Origin of the sequence: Buttiauxella gaviniae (assembly GCF_040786275.1) — a bacterium.
GTDB classification, from domain to species: Bacteria; Pseudomonadota; Gammaproteobacteria; order Enterobacterales; family Enterobacteriaceae; genus Buttiauxella; species Buttiauxella gaviniae_A.
On record NZ_JBFMVT010000002.1, the window covers coordinates 4,165,932 to 4,183,557 of the forward strand.

15 protein-coding genes are annotated in these 17,626 nt (G+C 51.7%); 12 read left to right on the plus strand and 3 right to left on the minus strand.

Annotated elements, in window-relative coordinates; genetic code table 11:
- The first annotated feature begins 2 nt into the window (after window positions 1–2).
- The 7 genes from AB1E22_RS19825 to AB1E22_RS19855 all read left to right on the plus strand — a co-directional run bounded on the left by AB1E22_RS19825 (window position 3) and on the right by AB1E22_RS19855 (window position 7,887).
- A complete protein-coding gene (locus AB1E22_RS19825; RefSeq protein WP_367596933.1) occupies window positions 3–1,052 on the plus strand; it encodes a zinc-dependent alcohol dehydrogenase in 1,050 nt (349 codons plus the stop codon).
- Window positions 1,053–1,070: 18 nt separating this feature from the next.
- Complete coding sequence (locus tag AB1E22_RS19830; protein WP_367596934.1) at window positions 1,071–1,859, plus strand: sugar phosphate isomerase/epimerase family protein; 789 nt, start codon at window positions 1,071–1,073, stop codon at window positions 1,857–1,859.
- Window positions 1,860–1,872: 13 nt separating this feature from the next.
- Complete coding sequence (locus AB1E22_RS19835; RefSeq protein WP_367596935.1) at window positions 1,873–2,913, plus strand: Gfo/Idh/MocA family protein; 1,041 nt, start codon at window positions 1,873–1,875, stop codon at window positions 2,911–2,913.
- Complete coding sequence (locus AB1E22_RS19840; RefSeq protein WP_367596936.1) at window positions 2,910–5,162, plus strand: glycoside hydrolase family 65 protein; 2,253 nt, start codon at window positions 2,910–2,912, stop codon at window positions 5,160–5,162. Before AB1E22_RS19835 ends, AB1E22_RS19840 begins: the two co-directional genes overlap by 4 nt.
- Window positions 5,159–5,815, plus strand: coding sequence for a beta-phosphoglucomutase (pgmB, locus tag AB1E22_RS19845; protein ID WP_367596937.1), 657 nt, complete (start codon window positions 5,159–5,161; stop codon window positions 5,813–5,815). The genes AB1E22_RS19840 and pgmB overlap by 4 nt, the downstream gene beginning before the upstream one ends.
- An 11-nt stretch (window positions 5,816–5,826) precedes the next feature.
- Window positions 5,827–6,900, plus strand: a complete 1,074-nt coding sequence (locus tag AB1E22_RS19850) for an ABC transporter ATP-binding protein (protein WP_367596938.1) — start codon at window positions 5,827–5,829, stop codon at window positions 6,898–6,900.
- A 75-nt stretch (window positions 6,901–6,975) separates the two neighbouring features.
- Window positions 6,976–7,887, plus strand: coding sequence for an OmpG family monomeric porin (locus tag AB1E22_RS19855; protein ID WP_367596939.1), 912 nt, complete (start codon window positions 6,976–6,978; stop codon window positions 7,885–7,887).
- A gap of 55 nt (window positions 7,888–7,942) precedes the next feature.
- Here AB1E22_RS19855 and AB1E22_RS19860 read toward each other — a convergent pair whose 3' ends face one another.
- Complete coding sequence (locus AB1E22_RS19860; protein WP_367596940.1) at window positions 7,943–8,953, minus strand: LacI family DNA-binding transcriptional regulator; 1,011 nt, start codon at window positions 8,951–8,953, stop codon at window positions 7,943–7,945.
- Window positions 8,954–9,173: 220 nt separating this feature from the next.
- On the opposite strand from AB1E22_RS19860, the gene AB1E22_RS19865 reads away from it, so the two are divergent.
- The 3 genes from AB1E22_RS19865 to tyrR all read left to right on the plus strand — a co-directional run bounded on the left by AB1E22_RS19865 (window position 9,174) and on the right by tyrR (window position 13,353).
- Window positions 9,174–10,571, plus strand: coding sequence for a YcjX family protein (locus tag AB1E22_RS19865; protein ID WP_367596941.1), 1,398 nt, complete (start codon window positions 9,174–9,176; stop codon window positions 10,569–10,571).
- The gene (locus tag AB1E22_RS19870) at window positions 10,568–11,632 is read left to right on the plus strand and encodes a TIGR01620 family protein (protein WP_367596942.1); all 1,065 of its coding nucleotides are present in this window, start codon (window positions 10,568–10,570) and stop codon (window positions 11,630–11,632) included. The genes AB1E22_RS19865 and AB1E22_RS19870 overlap by 4 nt, the downstream gene beginning before the upstream one ends.
- Window positions 11,633–11,790: 158 nt before the next feature.
- Window positions 11,791–13,353: a transcriptional regulator TyrR gene (tyrR, locus tag AB1E22_RS19875; protein WP_367596943.1), complete on the plus strand. Its 1,563-nt coding sequence runs from the start codon at window positions 11,791–11,793 to the stop codon at window positions 13,351–13,353.
- A 38-nt stretch (window positions 13,354–13,391) separates the two neighbouring features.
- Here the strand turns inward: tyrR and tpx are convergent, their stop codons facing one another.
- Complete coding sequence (gene tpx / locus AB1E22_RS19880; RefSeq protein WP_367596944.1) at window positions 13,392–13,898, minus strand: thiol peroxidase; 507 nt, start codon at window positions 13,896–13,898, stop codon at window positions 13,392–13,394.
- Between the two features lie 140 nt (window positions 13,899–14,038).
- Here tpx and ycjG point away from each other — a divergent pair, with 140 nt between their 5' ends.
- Window positions 14,039–15,004, plus strand: a complete 966-nt coding sequence (gene ycjG, locus AB1E22_RS19885) for an L-Ala-D/L-Glu epimerase (RefSeq protein ID WP_367596945.1) — start codon at window positions 14,039–14,041, stop codon at window positions 15,002–15,004.
- Window positions 15,005–15,008: 4 nt separating this feature from the next.
- Here ycjG and mpaA read toward each other — a convergent pair whose 3' ends face one another.
- Window positions 15,009–15,719: a murein tripeptide amidase MpaA gene (mpaA, locus tag AB1E22_RS19890; protein WP_367596946.1), complete on the minus strand. Its 711-nt coding sequence runs from the start codon at window positions 15,717–15,719 to the stop codon at window positions 15,009–15,011.
- A 284-nt stretch (window positions 15,720–16,003) separates the two neighbouring features.
- Between mpaA and AB1E22_RS19895 the strand changes: the two genes are divergently transcribed.
- Window positions 16,004–17,623: a peptide ABC transporter substrate-binding protein gene (locus tag AB1E22_RS19895; RefSeq protein WP_367596947.1), complete on the plus strand. Its 1,620-nt coding sequence runs from the start codon at window positions 16,004–16,006 to the stop codon at window positions 17,621–17,623.
- Window positions 17,624–17,626 lie beyond the last annotated feature (3 nt).

A 17,626-nucleotide genomic window follows, 5' to 3' on the forward strand; every position in this document is an offset into this window, starting at 1 on the left:
AAATGAAAAAACTTATAGCAACAGCCCCGCGCGTCGCGGCATTAGTGGAATACGAAGACAGGCCGGTTGCGGCGCATGAAGTGAAAATCAAAGTGGCGTTTGGCGCACCGAAACACGGCACCGAAGTGGTCGATTTCCGCGCCGCCAGCCCGTTTATTGACGAAGAATTTAATACCGAATGGAACATGTTTGTCCCGCGCCCAGAAGGTGCTGCCCGTGGGATTGAGTTCGGCAAGTTCCAACTTGGCAATATGGTGGTGGGCGAGGTTATCGAAAAAGGTGACAATGTCACTGAGTATCAACTTGGGGATCTGGTTTGTACCTACGGCCCGCTTCAGGAAACCGTCATTGCTAACGGCGTCAATAACTACAAACTGCGCAAAATGCCAGCCGGTGCAAGCTGGAAAAATGCCGTCTGCTATGACCCTGCCCAGTTCGCCATGAGCGGCGTGCGCGACGGGAATGTGCGCATAGGGGACTTTGTGGTGATCGTCGGCCTCGGCGCGATTGGCCAGATTGCCGTTCAACTGGCGAAAAAGGCAGGGGCATCCATCGTCATTGGTGTTGACCCCATCGCGCACCGCTGTGAAATCGCCACACGCCATGGCGCAGATTTCTGCCTTAACCCAATCGGCACGGACGTGGGCCTGGAAATCAAAAAAATCACCGGCAAAATGGGCGCGGATGTAATTATCGAAACCAGCGGTAATGACCAGGCGCTGCAGGCGGCTCTACGCGGTATTGCCTATGGCGGAACCATCTCCTACGTCGCGTTCGCTAAACCTTTCCACGATTTCAATCTTGGCCGTGAAGCACATTTCAATAACGCGAAAATCATCTTCTCACGCGGCAGCAGCGAACCGAATCCGGATTATCCGCGCTGGGATCGCAAGCGTATCGAGCAAACTTGTTGGGAATTGCTGATGAACGGTTATCTCAATTGCGACGACCTGATTGACCCGGTGGTGAGCTTCCATGAAAGCGCTGAAAGCTACATGAAATATGTCGATCAGCATCCGGATCTGAGCATCAAAATGGGCGTTACTTTCTAACTTAAAGGGATTTTAGAGATGAAAATCGGTACTCAAAATCAGGCGTTCTTTCCAGCAGATATTCTGGAAAAATTTAAATACATCAAAGCAATGGGTTTTGATGGGTTCGAAATCGACGGCAAATTACTGGTCGAAAACGTGGCGGCAGTCAAAGCGGCCATCGCCGAAACGGGCCTGCCTGTCACAACCGCCTGCGGCGGTTACGATGGCTGGATTGGTGACTTTATCGAAGAACGCCGTCTGAATGGCCTGCAACAAATCACCCGTATTCTGGAAGCGTTAGCCGAAGTTGGCGGCAAAGGCATCGTAGTGCCTGCGGCGTGGGGCATGTTTACTTATCGTCTTCCGCCAATGACCTCACCACGCAGCCAGGCGGGCGACCGCAAAGCCGTCAGCGATTCTTTACGCTATCTGGATGAAGTGGCAGCCCGCACCGGTACCACGGTTTATCTCGAACCGCTTAACCGTTACCAGGATCACATGATCAACACCCTGTCAGACGCGCGCGCTTACATTGAAGAAAATCAGTTAAAGCATACGCAAATCATCGGTGATTTCTATCACATGAATATTGAAGAAGATGACATCAGCACTGCGTTTCATATGAACCGCGATCTGCTGGGCCATGTGCACATTGCGGATAACCATCGTTACCAGCCGGGCAGCGGCAGCATTGATTTTAAAAAGCATTTCGACCAGTTGCGCGCCGATGGCTATGACGGTTACATCGTTTATGAAGGCCGTATTCGCGCGGAAGATCCGGCGGCGGCGTATCAGCAATCGCTGCAATTTTTACGTACCTGCTAAGAGGCAACGTGAGATGAGTCGAAAACTCAGGGTGGCGATTATCGGTGGCGGCCAGGTCGCAGAAACCGTGCATGCGTCGTATTACCTGACAAGGAATGAACTGGACGTGGTGGCTGTCGTAGACAGCCATACAGAGCGTGCGCAATCGCTGGCAAACCGGCTCGGCATTCCCCATGCCTTTAGTGACGCGGCGGAAATGTACCGCCAGTGCCAGCCGGACATCGTCAGCGTGTGTACACCAAACCGCTTCCATCATGAGCATGTTTTACAGGCGCTGGAAAACGGCTGCCATGTGATGTGCGAAAAACCACCAGCGATGACGCCGGAACAGGCCGCAGAAATGCGCGATGCGGCGCGGCTTGCGGGCAAAGTGCTGGCCTACGATTTCCATCACCGTTTTGCCTGCGACACGCAGTTTTTACGCGATCAGGTCGTAGCCGGTGTGCTAGGGGAAATTTACGTCACGAATGCGAAAGCGCTTCGTCGCTGCGGCGTTCCCGGCTGGGGTGTTTTCACCAATAAAGAGTTGCAGGGCGGCGGGCCGCTGATCGATATCGGCATCCACATGCTGGATGCAGCCATGTACGTGCTGGGATTCCCGGCGGTAAAACGGGTATCAGCCCACGCTTTCCAGAAGCTCGGTAATCGTAAAAACAGCGGTCAGTTTGGTGAATGGGACCCCAAAACCTTCACCGTTGAAGACGCGCTGTTTGCCACCGTTGAGTTTCATAATGGCGGGATTTTGCGCCTTGAAACCTCCTTTGCGTTAAACATCCCGCAACAGTCGGTGATGAACGTGGAGTTTTGCGGAATTGAAGCCGGGGCGACGCTGTTCCCGGCTCATATTTATAAAGATGAAGCAGGGCAATTAGTGACGTTGTCACAAAAAGAAACCGCTGATAATAATCGCCATTTCAAAAGTATGCAGGCGTTTGTCGATCATGTGCTGGGCGCACCGGTAAGTATTGCCGATGGCGAACAAGGCTACCTGATTCAGCAACTGGTCGCCGCTATTTACCTGGCGGCGGAACGTGGGGAGAGCGTCGAGCTATGAACACACTCACACGCCTGAATGAACCACAGTTCAGCCCGCATACGCTGAATAAATACGCCACGCTGATGGCCGCCGGAAACGGTTATCTCGGGATCCGCGCCTGCCACGAAGAAGCATACACCGATCAAACCCGTGGCATGTATCTGGCGGGGTTTTATCACCGCGCCTCGGCTACAGAGACAACCGAGCTGGTGAACCTGCCGGATGTGCTGCAAATGCGCATCGAGTTGGATGGTGAAATATTCACGCTGCTTTCCGGCTCGGTTGTTGATTACCAGCGCGAGTTAGATTTTGCCAGCGGTGAACTGCGCCGCTGCCTGGTGTGGCGTGCACCAAACGGCAAACGCTACCAGATTGAATGCCTGCGCTTTTTATCGGCGGTTCAGCTTTCGCTGCTTTGCTCGCGCATTGCCATCACGCCGCTTGATGATGAGGCGGACGTGACCATCAGCACCGGCATCGACGCGACACAAACTAACTCAGGCCGCCAGCATCTGGATGAAACCAGCGTCCGCGTATTCGAGCAGCGCTATTTGCAGGGCTGCTACCGAACGCTGGACGGCAGCAACGAAGTGGTGATCAGCAGTTTCTGTGCCGTGCCAGCTAACGCCAGCAATAGCTTCTATGCCAAAAACCGCCGCCTGACGCAGCACTGTAGCGGGCGCGTCGCTAAAGGTGAGGCATTTGTCCTTGTGAAAACCAGTTGGATCTCCAGCTCGCTTGATAAAGATTACCGTGCAGAGCGCTGGAGTGAACGTTCGCTGGATAATTTGATGACCTGTATCGAACGCGGTTACGAACAGTTGCTGGCGGAATCCGCCGAACGCTGGGCGCAAATGTGGCAGCGCAGCCGCGTTGTCGTTGAGAGTAAAAATCCGCAGGATCAGCAGGCGCTGGATTTCGCGCTCTATCATCTTTTTGCCATGACCCCAACTCATAACGAACGGTGCAGCATTGCCGCCAAAGGGCTGACAGGTGAAGGTTATAAAGGCCACATCTTCTGGGATACCGAAGTTTTCTTGCTGCCATTCCATTTGATGACGCAGCCGGAAGTCGCCCGCCAGTTGTTGAGCTATCGCTGGCATAACCTTGCCGGTGCTCAGGCGAAAGCGCAGAAAAATGGCTGGCAGGGCGCGTTATTCCCTTGGGAAAGCGCCTGGTCCGGAGAAGAAGAAACCCCTGAATTTGCGGCGATTAACATCCGCACCGGGCTGCGCCAGAAGGTGGCCTCGGCTGCGGCTGAACACCATCTGGTGGCGGATATTGCCTGGGCTGTGGACGCCTATTATCAGGCAACGGGTGACGAAAACTTTATGCAACAGCGCGGTATCACTCTGTTGAGAGAAACCGCACGTTTCTGGATAAGCCGCGCTGTGGAAGTCGACGGCAAGCTGGAACTGCATGATGTTATCGGCCCGGATGAGTACACCGAGCATATCAACAACAACGCTTACACCAACTATCTGGCGTTTCACAATGTGGAACTGGCGCTGCGGCACGCTTCACAAGATCAGGACTTTAAACGCCAGGCAGAAGATTTCCTGCAACGTCTTTGGTTGCCGCAGCCCGACCACCAACAAGTTCTCGAGCAGGACGATACTTTCTTCAGCAAACCGACTATCGATCTCAGCCGCTACAAAACGCAGCAGGGCACACAGGCGATTTTGCTTGATTACGCCCGCGCCGAAGTCAACGAGATGCAGATCCTCAAGCAGGCCGATGTGGTGATGCTGGCTTACATGCTGCCGTGGCTGTTTACGCCGGAACAACTGGAAGCCAATCTCGATTATTACGAGCCGCGCACCATCCATGATTCGTCGCTCAGTAAAGCGATTCACGGGATTGTGGCTGCCCGTTGCCATCGCTTAGAACAGGCCTATCAATTCTGGCAGCAGGCGTGTCTTATCGATCTGGGTGATGAACCGCACAGTTGCGACGACGGCATTCATGCGGCCGCAACGGGGGCGATTTGGCTGGGTGCCGTGCAAGGTTTTGTGGGTTTGACCGTGGAGAAAGGGGAACTGCATCTGACCCCACGCCTGCCGCAAGAGTGGCGCTCGGTTTCCTTCCCGTTTTGTTGGCAAGGTGAACGTCTACAACTGACGGTCACGCATCAGCAAATTACCCTCCGTAAAGCCTCAGTCAGGCCGATGACAATCTGGATTGAACAGGAGCGCGTTGTGATAACCGAGGCTGAATTTTGCACGCCTGTTACTGGGAGCGGTACCACAAAAGAGGTGAGCCAATGACTCCCCAGGCGGTAATTTTTGATTTAGACGGCGTGGTGACGGATACCGCGCATCTGCACTTTCTTGCCTGGCGGCAGATTGCTCGTGAGATAGATATCGACATTGACGAGCAGATAAACGAACAGCTCAAAGGCATTAGCCGTATGGACTCGCTGGAGCGGATTTTACGCTACGGCGGGGCGGAACAACGCTTTAGTCAGCATCAGAAACAGATTCTGGCAGAACGTAAAAACACCCTGTATGTGGAATCGCTAAAACAGCTTAATCCGGACTCTGTTTTACCGGGGATTGCGGCTCTGCTCGCAGAACTGCACGGTGCAAATATCCCTGTAGGTCTGGCCTCTGTTTCACTTAATGCGCCGCGAATTTTGGATGCGTTAGGGCTTACACATCAGTTTGATTATTGCGCGGATGCAAACCTGATTAAGCGCTCAAAGCCTGATCCAGAGATTTTCCTGGCTGCGTGCGCCGGTCTTGGCGTGCAGCCTGAAAATTGCATCGGCATAGAAGATGCCCAGGCGGGTATCGCGGCGATTAATGCCAGCGGAATGTTGTCGGTGGGGATTGGTTTGCAGCTCCAGGATGCAGATTTACGGCTGCCTTCCACGGCCTCGCTTTCCTGGCCGCTTCTGCAAACGGTAAAACGTAATTAAAGGACAAAGCAATGGCACACCTTTCGTTGCAGCATATTCAAAAGATTTATAACAATCAGGTTCATGTGGTGAAAGATTTCACCCTCGAAATTGAAGATAAAGAATTTATTGTATTTGTGGGCCCGTCGGGCTGCGGCAAGTCAACGACATTACGCATGATTGCCGGGCTTGAAGAGATTAGCGCGGGCGAATTGTTAATTGACGGCGTGTGTATGAACGACGTTCCGGCCAAATCGCGCGGTATCGCGATGGTGTTCCAGAACTACGCGCTCTACCCGCATATGTCGGTGTACGACAATATGGCGTTTGGCCTGAAAATGCAGAAACTGGACGCGCAAGTGATCGACGAACGCGTGCAGTGGGCGGCCTCCATTCTGGGGCTGAAAACCTATCTCGACCGGCGTCCAGCGGCGCTCTCCGGCGGCCAGCGCCAACGCGTGGCGTTGGGACGCGCGATTGTACGTGAAGCGGGCGTCTTTCTGATGGATGAACCGCTTTCTAACCTGGATGCGCGGCTGCGCGTTCAAATGCGCGCGGAAATCAGCAAACTGCACCAGAAATTGAACACCACCATGATCTACGTAACGCACGATCAAACCGAGGCTATGACCATGGCGACGCGCATTGTGATCATGAAAGATGGCGTGATCCAGCAGGTCGGCGCTCCGAAGACGGTTTATAATCATCCTGCCAATATTTTTGTTGCCGGATTTATTGGCTCACCCTCGATGAACTTTATTCGCGGTACCTTTGATAACGGCTATTTCGTTACCGAAACACTTAAATTGCCGTTACCAGAACATAAACTCGCAGCGCTAAATGATCATCAGCATAAACCCGTTATTTTAGGTGTTCGCCCGGAAGATATTCTTGCTGTTTCACAAAGTGAGGGTATTGATGCACATATTACTGTCGCCGAATTAACGGGGGCTGAGTTTATGCTTTACGTCACCGTAGGTGGGCATGAATTAACCGTCAGAGCTAACTCCGACATTGATTATCGAGCGGCACAAAATATTAAAATAGCCTTCGATATGAATAAAAGTCACTTCTTTGATGCTGAAACCGAAATCGCTATTAGTTGATTAATTAATTCTGTACCCCGCCGGGAATTTATTTCCCGGTATTTTTGAGTTGTTATTTTGACAAGGAACATCACCATGAGAAAACTGTTGCAATGCACGGTGCTTATTGCCTGTGCAGGAACCGCCTACGTTCAGGCTGCGGATGATAATACCTGGCACTATAATATCGGTGCTATGTACGAAATCGAAAATGTTGAAGGGCAGGCGGATGACAAAGACGGTTTATATGAACCTTCTGTCTACTTTAATGCAAGCTATGGAGCGTGGACAGTCGCGCTGACGATGTATCAAGAGGGACCTGCTGACTACACTAATTTTACGCGCGGCACCTATTTTAACCGCCCAGAAATGGATATTCGCTACCAGTTTATTGATAACGAAACGGGCTCATTTGGTTTTACCAGTGGTATCCGTAACTATGGTTATCACTTTAAAAATGACGATGGTTCTAACAACGGAACGGCTAATACACAACGTTATAAATTCCAGCCTGACTGGAACATCAATTTTAACAATGCATGGAGTTTCAGCGGCTGGTTGGCCTACTACCGCTTTGATAACGACTTAGACAAAACAGGTTATTCAGATAGCCGCGTCGAAACCGAAACCGGAGTTACCTGGAAAATTAACGAAACCTTTACGCTTCGTACCAACTACTATTTAGAGCGCGGCTTTAATACCGATAGCGATAAAAATAACGGTGAATTTTCCACTCAGGAGATGCGTATTTATCTGCCAATTGCATTAGGCAATACGACGCTGACGCCATATACCCGCCTGGGATTAGATCGCTGGACTAACTGGGACTGGTCAGACGATATCGATCGTGAAGATCATAACTACAATCGCCTTGGTATGCTGTATGCCTACGATTTCCAGAATGGCTTGACGATGACGCTGGAATACGCTTACGAGTGGGAAAACCATAACGAGGGTGCCGATGACACCTTCCACTATGCAGGAATTGGCGTGAATTACGCGTTTTAAGTCGTTTAACATGGCGGGTAAATTTTACCCGCCTATTACGATTAACACTTCAACTTTAAATAACCGAATCAGTCAGACAAAGGGTAGTAGGGATAATGGTGCGTGCGGGTACTCCTTTTCCGAAAATTTTATCAAACAATACCGCACTGCCTACGGCACCTAATTCAAGCGTAGGGACTTCAATGCCGCCCGGCGGAGGGGAAAGTAAAAAACTCAGCATATCGTTACTGTAACCGACAACCGAAAGCTGTTGCGGAATACTAATGCCTTTTTCCTGAGCAACACGGTAAACGCTCATTAATTTTAGGCTGTCCGTGGCAAAAACAGCCTGTGGCAGATTTTTGCCACTTAATAGTTTTTGCGCGGCGGTTAACGCGGTTTCATTAGTATAACCGCCGTCAACAACCCATTCATCAGGCAAGTTAATGCTTTGCTTATTCAGGCAATCTTTAAATCCTGCAAGCCGGTCTACCGAAACGTGATAATCCAGCGGCGCGTGCAGGCAGGCTATTTTTTGATGCCCTTTATTAAGCAGCATTTGAGTCAGGGCTACGCTGTCGTGGTAATTATCGGTATCGACGGAACAAACATGTTTGAATTCCCCGTCGACTTTTCCGATCACTACCACCGGAATAGCGTACTGATCTAATGCTTCAAAAAATGATTCGTCGGTTGGCGAGCTGAGCATAATAATGCCCTTGATCATTTTTTGTTTGATTTTATTGATGCACTTCTGCAGATCTTCTTCGCTATTTTTGGACGTTTGCAAAATGACATCAAAGCCTTCCCGTTCGGCACGCGCGGTAATTGCATGCAGCACTTCGGAGAAAAAGGGATTTCCCGCCGTGGTTTTTGTTGAACGGGTAGAGATAACCATAATAGCGTCAAAGCCCGATGAGGTGAGGGCGCGGGCTAATTTATTAGGTTGATAATTTAACTCTTCAATGGCTTTTAATACCCGCTCCTGCGCTTCAGGGGAAATATTAGTCTGCTTATTCAGAACGCGTGAAACGGTAGATTTGGAAACATTAGCCAAACGGGCAATATCGTAAATGGTGGGCGACATGACTGAGCCGGTCCTGTTCTGCGCCAAAAGATAATGCATATTACTTAACGCTAATGAGACTGTCTATCAACGATATACCCGTACGACTTTTCACGTCGTAAAACGACGCTATTTATTTTGACTATGACAAATGTAAATAGGGTGTAAAATTGTGCAATGCCCTTTGATTTGTCACCCATTACCCCCATTTCTTTCCCACACAGTTGCAACCAGGACGCATATGAACAGAATCAAGAATGAAATAAATGCCCTGATGAACCGTGGCGTGGACAGGCATTTACGTCTTGCCGTAACGGGCCTGAGCCGCAGCGGTAAAACGGCATTTATCACCGCGATGGTGAATCAATTATTGAGCGTGCATAACGGGGCGCGTTTGCCGCTGTTAAGCGCTGTGCGCGAAGAACGCCTGCTGGGCGTGAAGCGTGTGCCGCAACGGGATTTAGGCATTCAACGTTTTACCTACGACGAAGGGCTGGCGCAGCTTTACGGCTCACCGCCGAGTTGGCCGACGCCGACGCGAGGGGTCAGCGAAATGCGTCTGGCCCTGCGTTACCGCTCGAATGATTCGCTCCTGCGGCATTTCAAAGACACCTCAACGCTGTATCTGGAAATTGTCGATTATCCCGGCGAGTGGCTGCTGGATTTGCCGATGCTTGCGCAAAATTACCTGAGCTGGTCACGTCAGATGACCAGTTTGCTCCACGGTGACAGAGACGAATGGTCAGCGGTCTGGCGTAAATTATGCGAAGGGCTGGACCCGCTCGCACCGGCGGATGAAAACCGTCTTGCGGCAATCTCAGAGGCGTGGACGGATTATCTGCTGCGCTGCAAGCGTGAAGGGTTGCACTTTATCCAGCCAGGCCGATTTGTGTTACCGGGGGATATGGCGGGCGCTCCGGCGCTGCAATTCTTCCCGTGGCCGGATGTCGATGCCGTGGGTGAATCGAAACTGGCTCAGGCCGATAAAACCACCAATATCGGCATGCTGCGGGCGCGATTTGATTATTACTGCGAGAAAGTGGTGAAGGGGTTCTATAAAAATCACTTCCTGCGTTTCGATCGCCAGATTGTGCTGGTGGACTGCCTGCAACCGCTAAACAGCGGCCCGCAGGCGTTTAATGACATGCGGCTTGCGCTGACGCAACTGATGCAAAGTTTCCATTACGGCCAACGAACCCTGTTCCGCCGCCTGTTTTCGCCGGTTATCGATAAGCTGTTATTCGCCGCAACCAAAGCCGACCATGTGACTGTCGATCAACATGCAAATATGGTGGCGCTGCTGCAACAACTGGTGCAGGACGCGTGGCAAAACGCCGCCTTTGAAGGTATCGATATGGATTGTATGGGCCTGGCATCGGTGCAGGCGACACAAAGCGGCCTGGTCGACGTGAAAGGCGAGCAAATTCCGGCCCTGCGCGGGAACCGCCTGACCGATGGCGTGCCGCTGACGGTTTACCCCGGCGAGGTGCCTGCGCGTTTACCAGGCAGCGCCTTTTGGGAGAAACAAGGTTTTCAGTTTGAGCAGTTCCGCCCGCAGGTAATGGATGTGGACAGACCGATGCCGCATATTCGGCTGGATGCGGCGCTGGAGTTTTTAATAGGGGATAAATTGCGATGAACGAGCCACTAAAACCGCGTATCGACTTCGCGCAACCGCTGGATGTGGAAAAAGAACCGGTCTACAAAGGCCCGCTTGCCTTTAGCGAACCGGAGGCAGAAAAATTTACCCCAGCGCTTAACTCGCCAGATGAAATAGACGATGACGGGCAGGCGGAAGCCGTCATTGAAGCCGCGCTCCACCCTAAACGCAGCCTGTGGCGACGAATGGTTCAGGTTGGGCTTGGGCTGTTCGGCGTAAGCGTGGTGGCGCAAGGCATCCAGTGGACGCATAACGCGTTTGTCACCCAGGATTGGATTGCGCTCGGTGGCGGTGTGGCGGGTGGTTTGATTATTGCCGCAGGCGTGGGGTCGGTGGCAACCGAGTGGCGTCGTTTATGGCGTTTGCGTCAACGTGCAGAAGAACGCGATGAAGCTCGTGATTTAATGAATAGTCACGGCATAGGTAAAGGCCGCGCATTTTGCGAAAAACTCGCACGCCAGGCCGGGCTGGATCATGGGCATCCCGCTCTGCAACGCTGGTATGCCGCCATTCATGAAACGCAAAATGACCGTGAAATCGTCGAGCTTTATGCGCGTTTGGTTCAACCGGTGATGGATAACCAGGCGCGGCGGGAAATCAGCCGATCCGCCGCAGAATCTACCCTAATGATCGCTGTAAGCCCGCTGGCCGTGGTGGATATGGCGTTTATCGCCTGGCGCAATTTACGCCTGATAAACCGTATTGCGACGATTTACGGCATTGAACTGGGCTATTACAGCCGCATTCGTCTGTTCCGTCTGGTGCTGCTGAATATCGCTTTTGCCGGTGCGAGCGAACTGGTGCGTGAAGTGGGGATGGACTGGATTGGCCAGGATCTTGCCGCGCGGCTTTCCACACGCGCTGCGCAGGGCATCGGCGCCGGGTTGTTAACCGCACGACTGGGGATTAAGGCGATGGAGCTTTGCCGCCCGCTGCCGTGGATTGAGAACGATAAACCCCGTCTGGGCGATTTCCGTAAACAGCTTTTGGTTCAGCTCAAAGAGACAATGAGCAAAAGCAAAACGAAGCCCGCAGAGTGACACGCTGGCAATGCCGTGATCCGTCAGGTTTACGGTATTGCCCCAAATCATCGTGTTATCTGTCAACTTTTCTTCACACATCTCTTCTGACCGTCCACTATCTGGAGTATCATCACTCCACCCAATTACTCAGCTTTTTGCATTTGAAGGACACCTGCATGCGTCTGGAAGTCTTTTGCCAGGACCGCCTTGGTCTGACTCGAGAATTACTTGATTTACTCGTGCTGCGTAGTATCGATTTGCGAGGTATCGAAATTGATCCCATTGGGCGAATCTACCTGAATTTTTCTACTCTGGATTTCGACACATTCAGCAGCTTGATGGCTGAAATTCGTCGCATTCCGGGGGTAACGGATGTGCGTACCGTGCCGTGGATGCCTTCCGAACGCGAGCATCGTGCGCTCAGCGCTTTGCTTGAAGCGCTGCCAGAGCCGGTGCTTTCGCTGGATATGAAAAGCAAAGTGGAGCTGGCAAACCCGGCGAGCTGCGCGTTGTTCGGTCAAAACGAAGACAAACTGCGTAACCATAACGCTGCAAGCCTGGTGAACGGTTTTAACTTTATGCGCTGGCTGGAAAGTGCGCCGGTGGAATCCCATACCGAACACGTGGTGATTAACGGGCAGAATTTCCTGATGGAAATCACCCCGGTGCATCTGGACGGTGAGAACGAAGAGTCGTCGTTAGTGGGGGCGGTCGTGATGCTGCGTTCCACGGTGCGAATGGGCCGCCAACTGCAAAATCTTTCTAACACCGACGTGGGCGCTTTCAGCCAGATTGTTGCCGTCAGCCCGAAAATGCGTCATGTGGTCGATCAAGCCCATAAACTGGCGATGTTAAATGCGCCGCTGTTGATTGTGGGCGATACCGGAACGGGTAAAGATTTGCTGGCACACGCCTGCCATTTAGGTAGTCCGCGTGCGCAAAAACCGTATCTTGCGCTGAACTGCGGTTCGATGCCGGACGACGTTGTTGAAAGCGAGCTGTTTGGCCATGCGCCGGGCGCATACGCGAATGCCGTTGAAGGTAAGAAAGGTTTCTTCGAGCAGGCCAACGGCGGTTCTGTTCTGCTGGATGAAATTGGTGAAATGTCTCCACGCATGCAGACCAAACTGCTGCGTTTCCTCAATGACGGGACGTTCCGCCGCGTAGGTGAAGAGCATGAAGTTCACGTGGATGTGCGCGTGATTTGCGCCACTCAAAAGAACCTGATTGAGATGGTGCAAAAAGGCGAGTTCCGCGAAGACCTCTATTATCGCCTGAACGTACTGACGTTGAATTTGCCGCCGCTGCGCGACCGTCCGCAAGACATTATGCCGCTGACCGAACTGTTCGTTGCACGTTTTGCCGATGAGCAGGGCGTTCCACGTCCGAAATTGGCGAATGATTTGAGCAATGTGCTTACGCGTTACGGTTGGCCTGGCAACGTGCGTCAGTTGAAAAATGCGATTTACCGCGCATTAACGCAACTGGAAGGTTACGAACTGCGCCCGCAAGATATTCTGCTGCCTGATTTTGACACTGCAAGTCTGGTAGTGGGCGAAGAGGCGATGGAAGGGTCGCTGGATGATATTACCAGCCGCTTTGAGCGCTCGGTGCTGACGCAACTTTATCGGACTTATCCAAGCACGCGTAAACTGGCTAAACGTCTTGGCGTTTCGCACACCGCGATTGCGAATAAATTACGTGAATATGGCCTGAGCCAGCGTAAAACAGAAGAGTAACAATGCGAAATGCCCCCGGTTTAAGGGGGCATTTTTAATTAAGCCTGAAGGGCTTCCAGGGCTGCGGCATAATCCGGCTCGTTAGTAATTTCATTCACTAACTGGCTGAATACCACTTCATTTTTCTCATTGATAACCACAACTGCGCGGGCAGTCAGGCCTTTCAGTGCGCCTTCAGAAATACCTACGCCATAAGCCTGTTGGAATTCTGGGTTACGCAGAGTAGAGAGCGTGACCACATTGCTCAGACCTTCTGCGCCGCAGAAGCGAGACTGGGCAAATGGCAGATCCGCAGAAACACACAGTACCACTGTGTTATCCATATCGGTCGCCAACTGGTTGAATTTGCGCACGGAAGCGGCGCAAACGCCGGTGTCGATGCTTGGGAAAATGTTCAGTACTTTACGTTTTCCATCGAACTGGCTCAGTGCAACATCAGAAAGATCTTTTGCTACCAGAGTGAAAGCTTCAGCTTTGTTGCCAGCTTGTGGGATCTGACCTGCAACCGCTACAGGGTTGCCCTGGAAATGAACGATTTGTGACATGTTTGATTTTCCTTTTTACATATAATTAACGCCGCGGACAGTGTATGTCAGTATTCATTGTCTGAATATAAAAATTGATACTGTGAGGAAAAATGTTCACTGGCTATACTCAGTAAACGATTAAAAAAATTAGGGTTATTATGAGAACAGTTAAGGTTTACCAGGAAGCATGGCCACTCCACACGCCTTTTGTTATTTCTCGCGGTACCCGCAGTGAAGCGGTGGTTGTGGTGGTGGAACTTGAGGAAGACGGTATCAAAGCGGTGGGCGAATGCACCCCGTATCCGCGCTATGGTGAGAGCGACGCGTCTGTGCTGGCGCAAATTACCACTATCATCCCGCAGCTTGAGCAAGGGATGACGCGTGCTCAGTTACAAGAAGCTCTTCCGCCGGGTGCCGCGCGTAATGCTGTCGACAGCGCGCTGTGGGATTTAGAAGCGCGACGCAGCAAACGTACGCTGGCTTTTACGGCCGGTGTCGAATTGCCTGAGTTGATCACTACCGCGCAAACGGTCGGCATTGCGGAGCCTGAACAAATGGCAGCGGCGGCGAAACTGCTGTGGGAAAAGGGCGCACGTCTTTTGAAGGTCAAAATTGATGACCGCCTGATTACTGAGCGGATGGTCGCTATTCGTGCGGCGGTTCCGGAAGCCATCTTAATCGTCGATGCCAATGAAGCCTGGCGCAGCGACGGGCTGGCGGCGCGTTGCCAGTTATTAGCCGATCTTAATGTGGCGATGCTTGAGCAGCCGCTACCTGCGGGCCAGGACAGCGCGCTTGCGAATTTTATTCACCCGCTGCCAATTTGCGCGGATGAGAGTTGCCATACACGCGATAGCCTGCCGGAGCTAAAAGGGCGCTACGATATGGTAAATGTGAAGCTGGATAAAACCGGCGGGTTAACCGAAGCGCTGGCGTTAACCCAGGCCGCTCGCGAGCAAGGCTTTGATGTGATGTTAGGTTGCATGTTGTGTACGTCGCGGGCAATTGCCGCCGCGTTGCCGCTGGCGGCTAAAGTGCGTTTTGCCGATCTCGATGGCCCAACCTGGCTTGCAGTCGATGTTGAGCCAGGATTGCACTTCGAAACCGGCAAACTTTATCTTTAACGGATTACTTCTTTTGCCAGTGCAGTAATCCCATCATGGCATCCAGATACCGCTCACTCGCTTCGTCAGCAGAGATGGGCGGGAACTCTGCGGTAATACACGGTAAATCCAAATCCGCGCACCAACTGCCAAATGAGCCTGGCGTTTCGTACCCAACGCTTGTGACTAACGGCAATTCAAACTCTTTCGCAAGCCATGCACCCAGCGGTGAATTGTCAGGATCTTCAATGCAACCGAGCGGGTCGTGGAAAGAGACAATCCATGCGGGCTGCAAAGTATGAATCAGTTGGCAAAGCGCGGTGGTTTCCGGTTCAGAACCGGGTTTTTTGCCGGTGGATAACACGACATCGCGCTCGTCGGCGCTGCTGTTCCAGCGGTAAACCGTTTCCCCCGCCTTCCAGTTAGCTGCCGGGAAATTGCGGTTCAAATCAACACCGTTAGCATTGGCGCGCAAACCGAGCTGGCAGCCGTCAGGATTAACGGCAAGCACCACATGATGGCGGCGGTGTGCGGGTTCCAGCGTGCGTAATGCGCAAGATAATGTCACCATCGCGGCGTTTTCATCGCCGTGAGTCCCGGCAATAATTAATCCGCTACGCTGCTCCCCAGGCGTTGCCGGGAACCAAATAAGCGGTGCGCCAAAGACAGATTTTCCATAACGTTCACTGCCGGAAGGCAAATGACCGCGTTGTGAACGAGGGCGGTGGCCTGACATAGTGTTAGTGTTCCTTAAAAGCGCTTTAAATTTTATTGCGGATAGTAATAGCAGTGATTTCCAAAAAACTCATCTGAAACAATTGCCTGTCAGACCAGTTAATAAATTGTTCTGATGAATAACAGGAATATCACAAGGTTACGTTCAAAGAGGTTCTCAGAGGCGATTTTCATCACGTTATTTATTTTTCTTATTGGCAAAACATTTGATTGCGTTACATTGTTTGTCTGTCACTGGCGTGCGCGTGGTGCTGTCCCAAACAAAATGATTCATAAGGGTAAATAATGAAAAAGAGTTTTTTGACAACGTGTTGTGCGTTAGCTATCGCCAGCCTTTTTTCTACCGCATGGGCGGCGGATGTCCCTGCGGGTACTAAGCTTGCGGCAGACCAGAGTTTGGTTCGCCATATTAAAGATGAACCCGCCTCTCTGGATCCGGTTAAGGCGGTGGGGCTGCCAGAAATTCAGGTTATTCGTGATCTCTTCGAGGGGCTGGTGAATCAGAATGAGAAAGGGGAACTTGAGCCGGGTGTCGCGACTAAATGGCAAAGTAATGATAATCGCACCTGGACATTCACCCTGCGCGATAATGCGCGTTGGTCAGACGGCACTCCAGTGACGGCGCAAGATTTTGTCTACAGTTGGCAGCGCCTGGTTGATCCGAAAAACACCTCTCCGTTTGCATGGTTTGCTGCTCTGGCGGGCATTAATAATGCGCAGGCAATCATCGATGGCAAAATGCCAGCCGATAAACTGGGTGTGACGGCGGTTGATGCTAAAACGCTGCGGATCCAGTTAGATAAGCCCGTTCCCTATTTCCCGAATCTGACCGCGAACTTCTCGTTATATCCGGTTCCAAAAGCCGTGGTAGAAAAATTCGGGAATGAATGGACCAAGCCTGGCAATCTGGTGGGTAACGGGGCATACACTCTTCAGGACCGCATCGTTAATGAAAAACTGGTGGCGGTGCAGAACAAAAATTATTGGGATAACGGCAAAACGGTCATCACCAAAGTCACCTTTATTCCGATTAACCAGGAGTCTTCGGCCACCAAACGTTACCTGGCTGGGGATATTGATATCACCGAATCCTTCCCGAAAAACCTCTACCAGAAACTGTTAAAAGATATTCCAGGTCAGGTTTATACGCCGCCGCAGTTGGGAACCTATTACTACGCCTTTAACACCCAAAAAGGTCCGACTGCCGATCCGCGCGTTCGTCTGGCGTTGAGCATGACTATCGATCGCCACATTATGGCCGAGAAAGTTTTGGGCACCGGTGAGAAACCGGCATGGCGCTTCACACCGGATGTTACGGCTGGTTTTAAGCCTGAGACTTCTCCGTTTGAGCAAATGACTCAGGAAGAGGCGAACGTGCAGGCGAAAACATTGCTGCAAGCGGCGGGTTATGGCCCAACCAAACCGCTGAAATTAACGCTTCTGTATAACACCTCAGAAAACCATCAGAAAATTGCCATCGCGGTGGCGTCAATGTGGAAGAAAAATCTGGGTGTGGATGTGAAGCTGCAAAACCAGGAGTGGAAAACCTATATCGACAGCCGCAATACCGGTAATTTCGATGTGATTCGTGCCTCGTGGGTGGGGGATTACAATGAGCCGTCTACATTCTTATCGCTGTTAACGGCTTCCCATAGCGGCAATATTTCACGCTTTAATTCGCCGGAATATGACAAGATTTTGCAGCAGGCAAGCCAGGAAAACACTGACGTTGCGCGTAACAAAGATTACAACATGGCTGAAAAAATCATTCAGCAACAAGCCCCGATTGCACCGATTTATCAGTATACCAACGGGCGTTTAATTAAGCCGTGGCTGAAAGGTTATCCGATCAATAACCCCGAAGATGTTGCTTACAGCCGCACGATGTACATCGTGGCTCATTAAGAT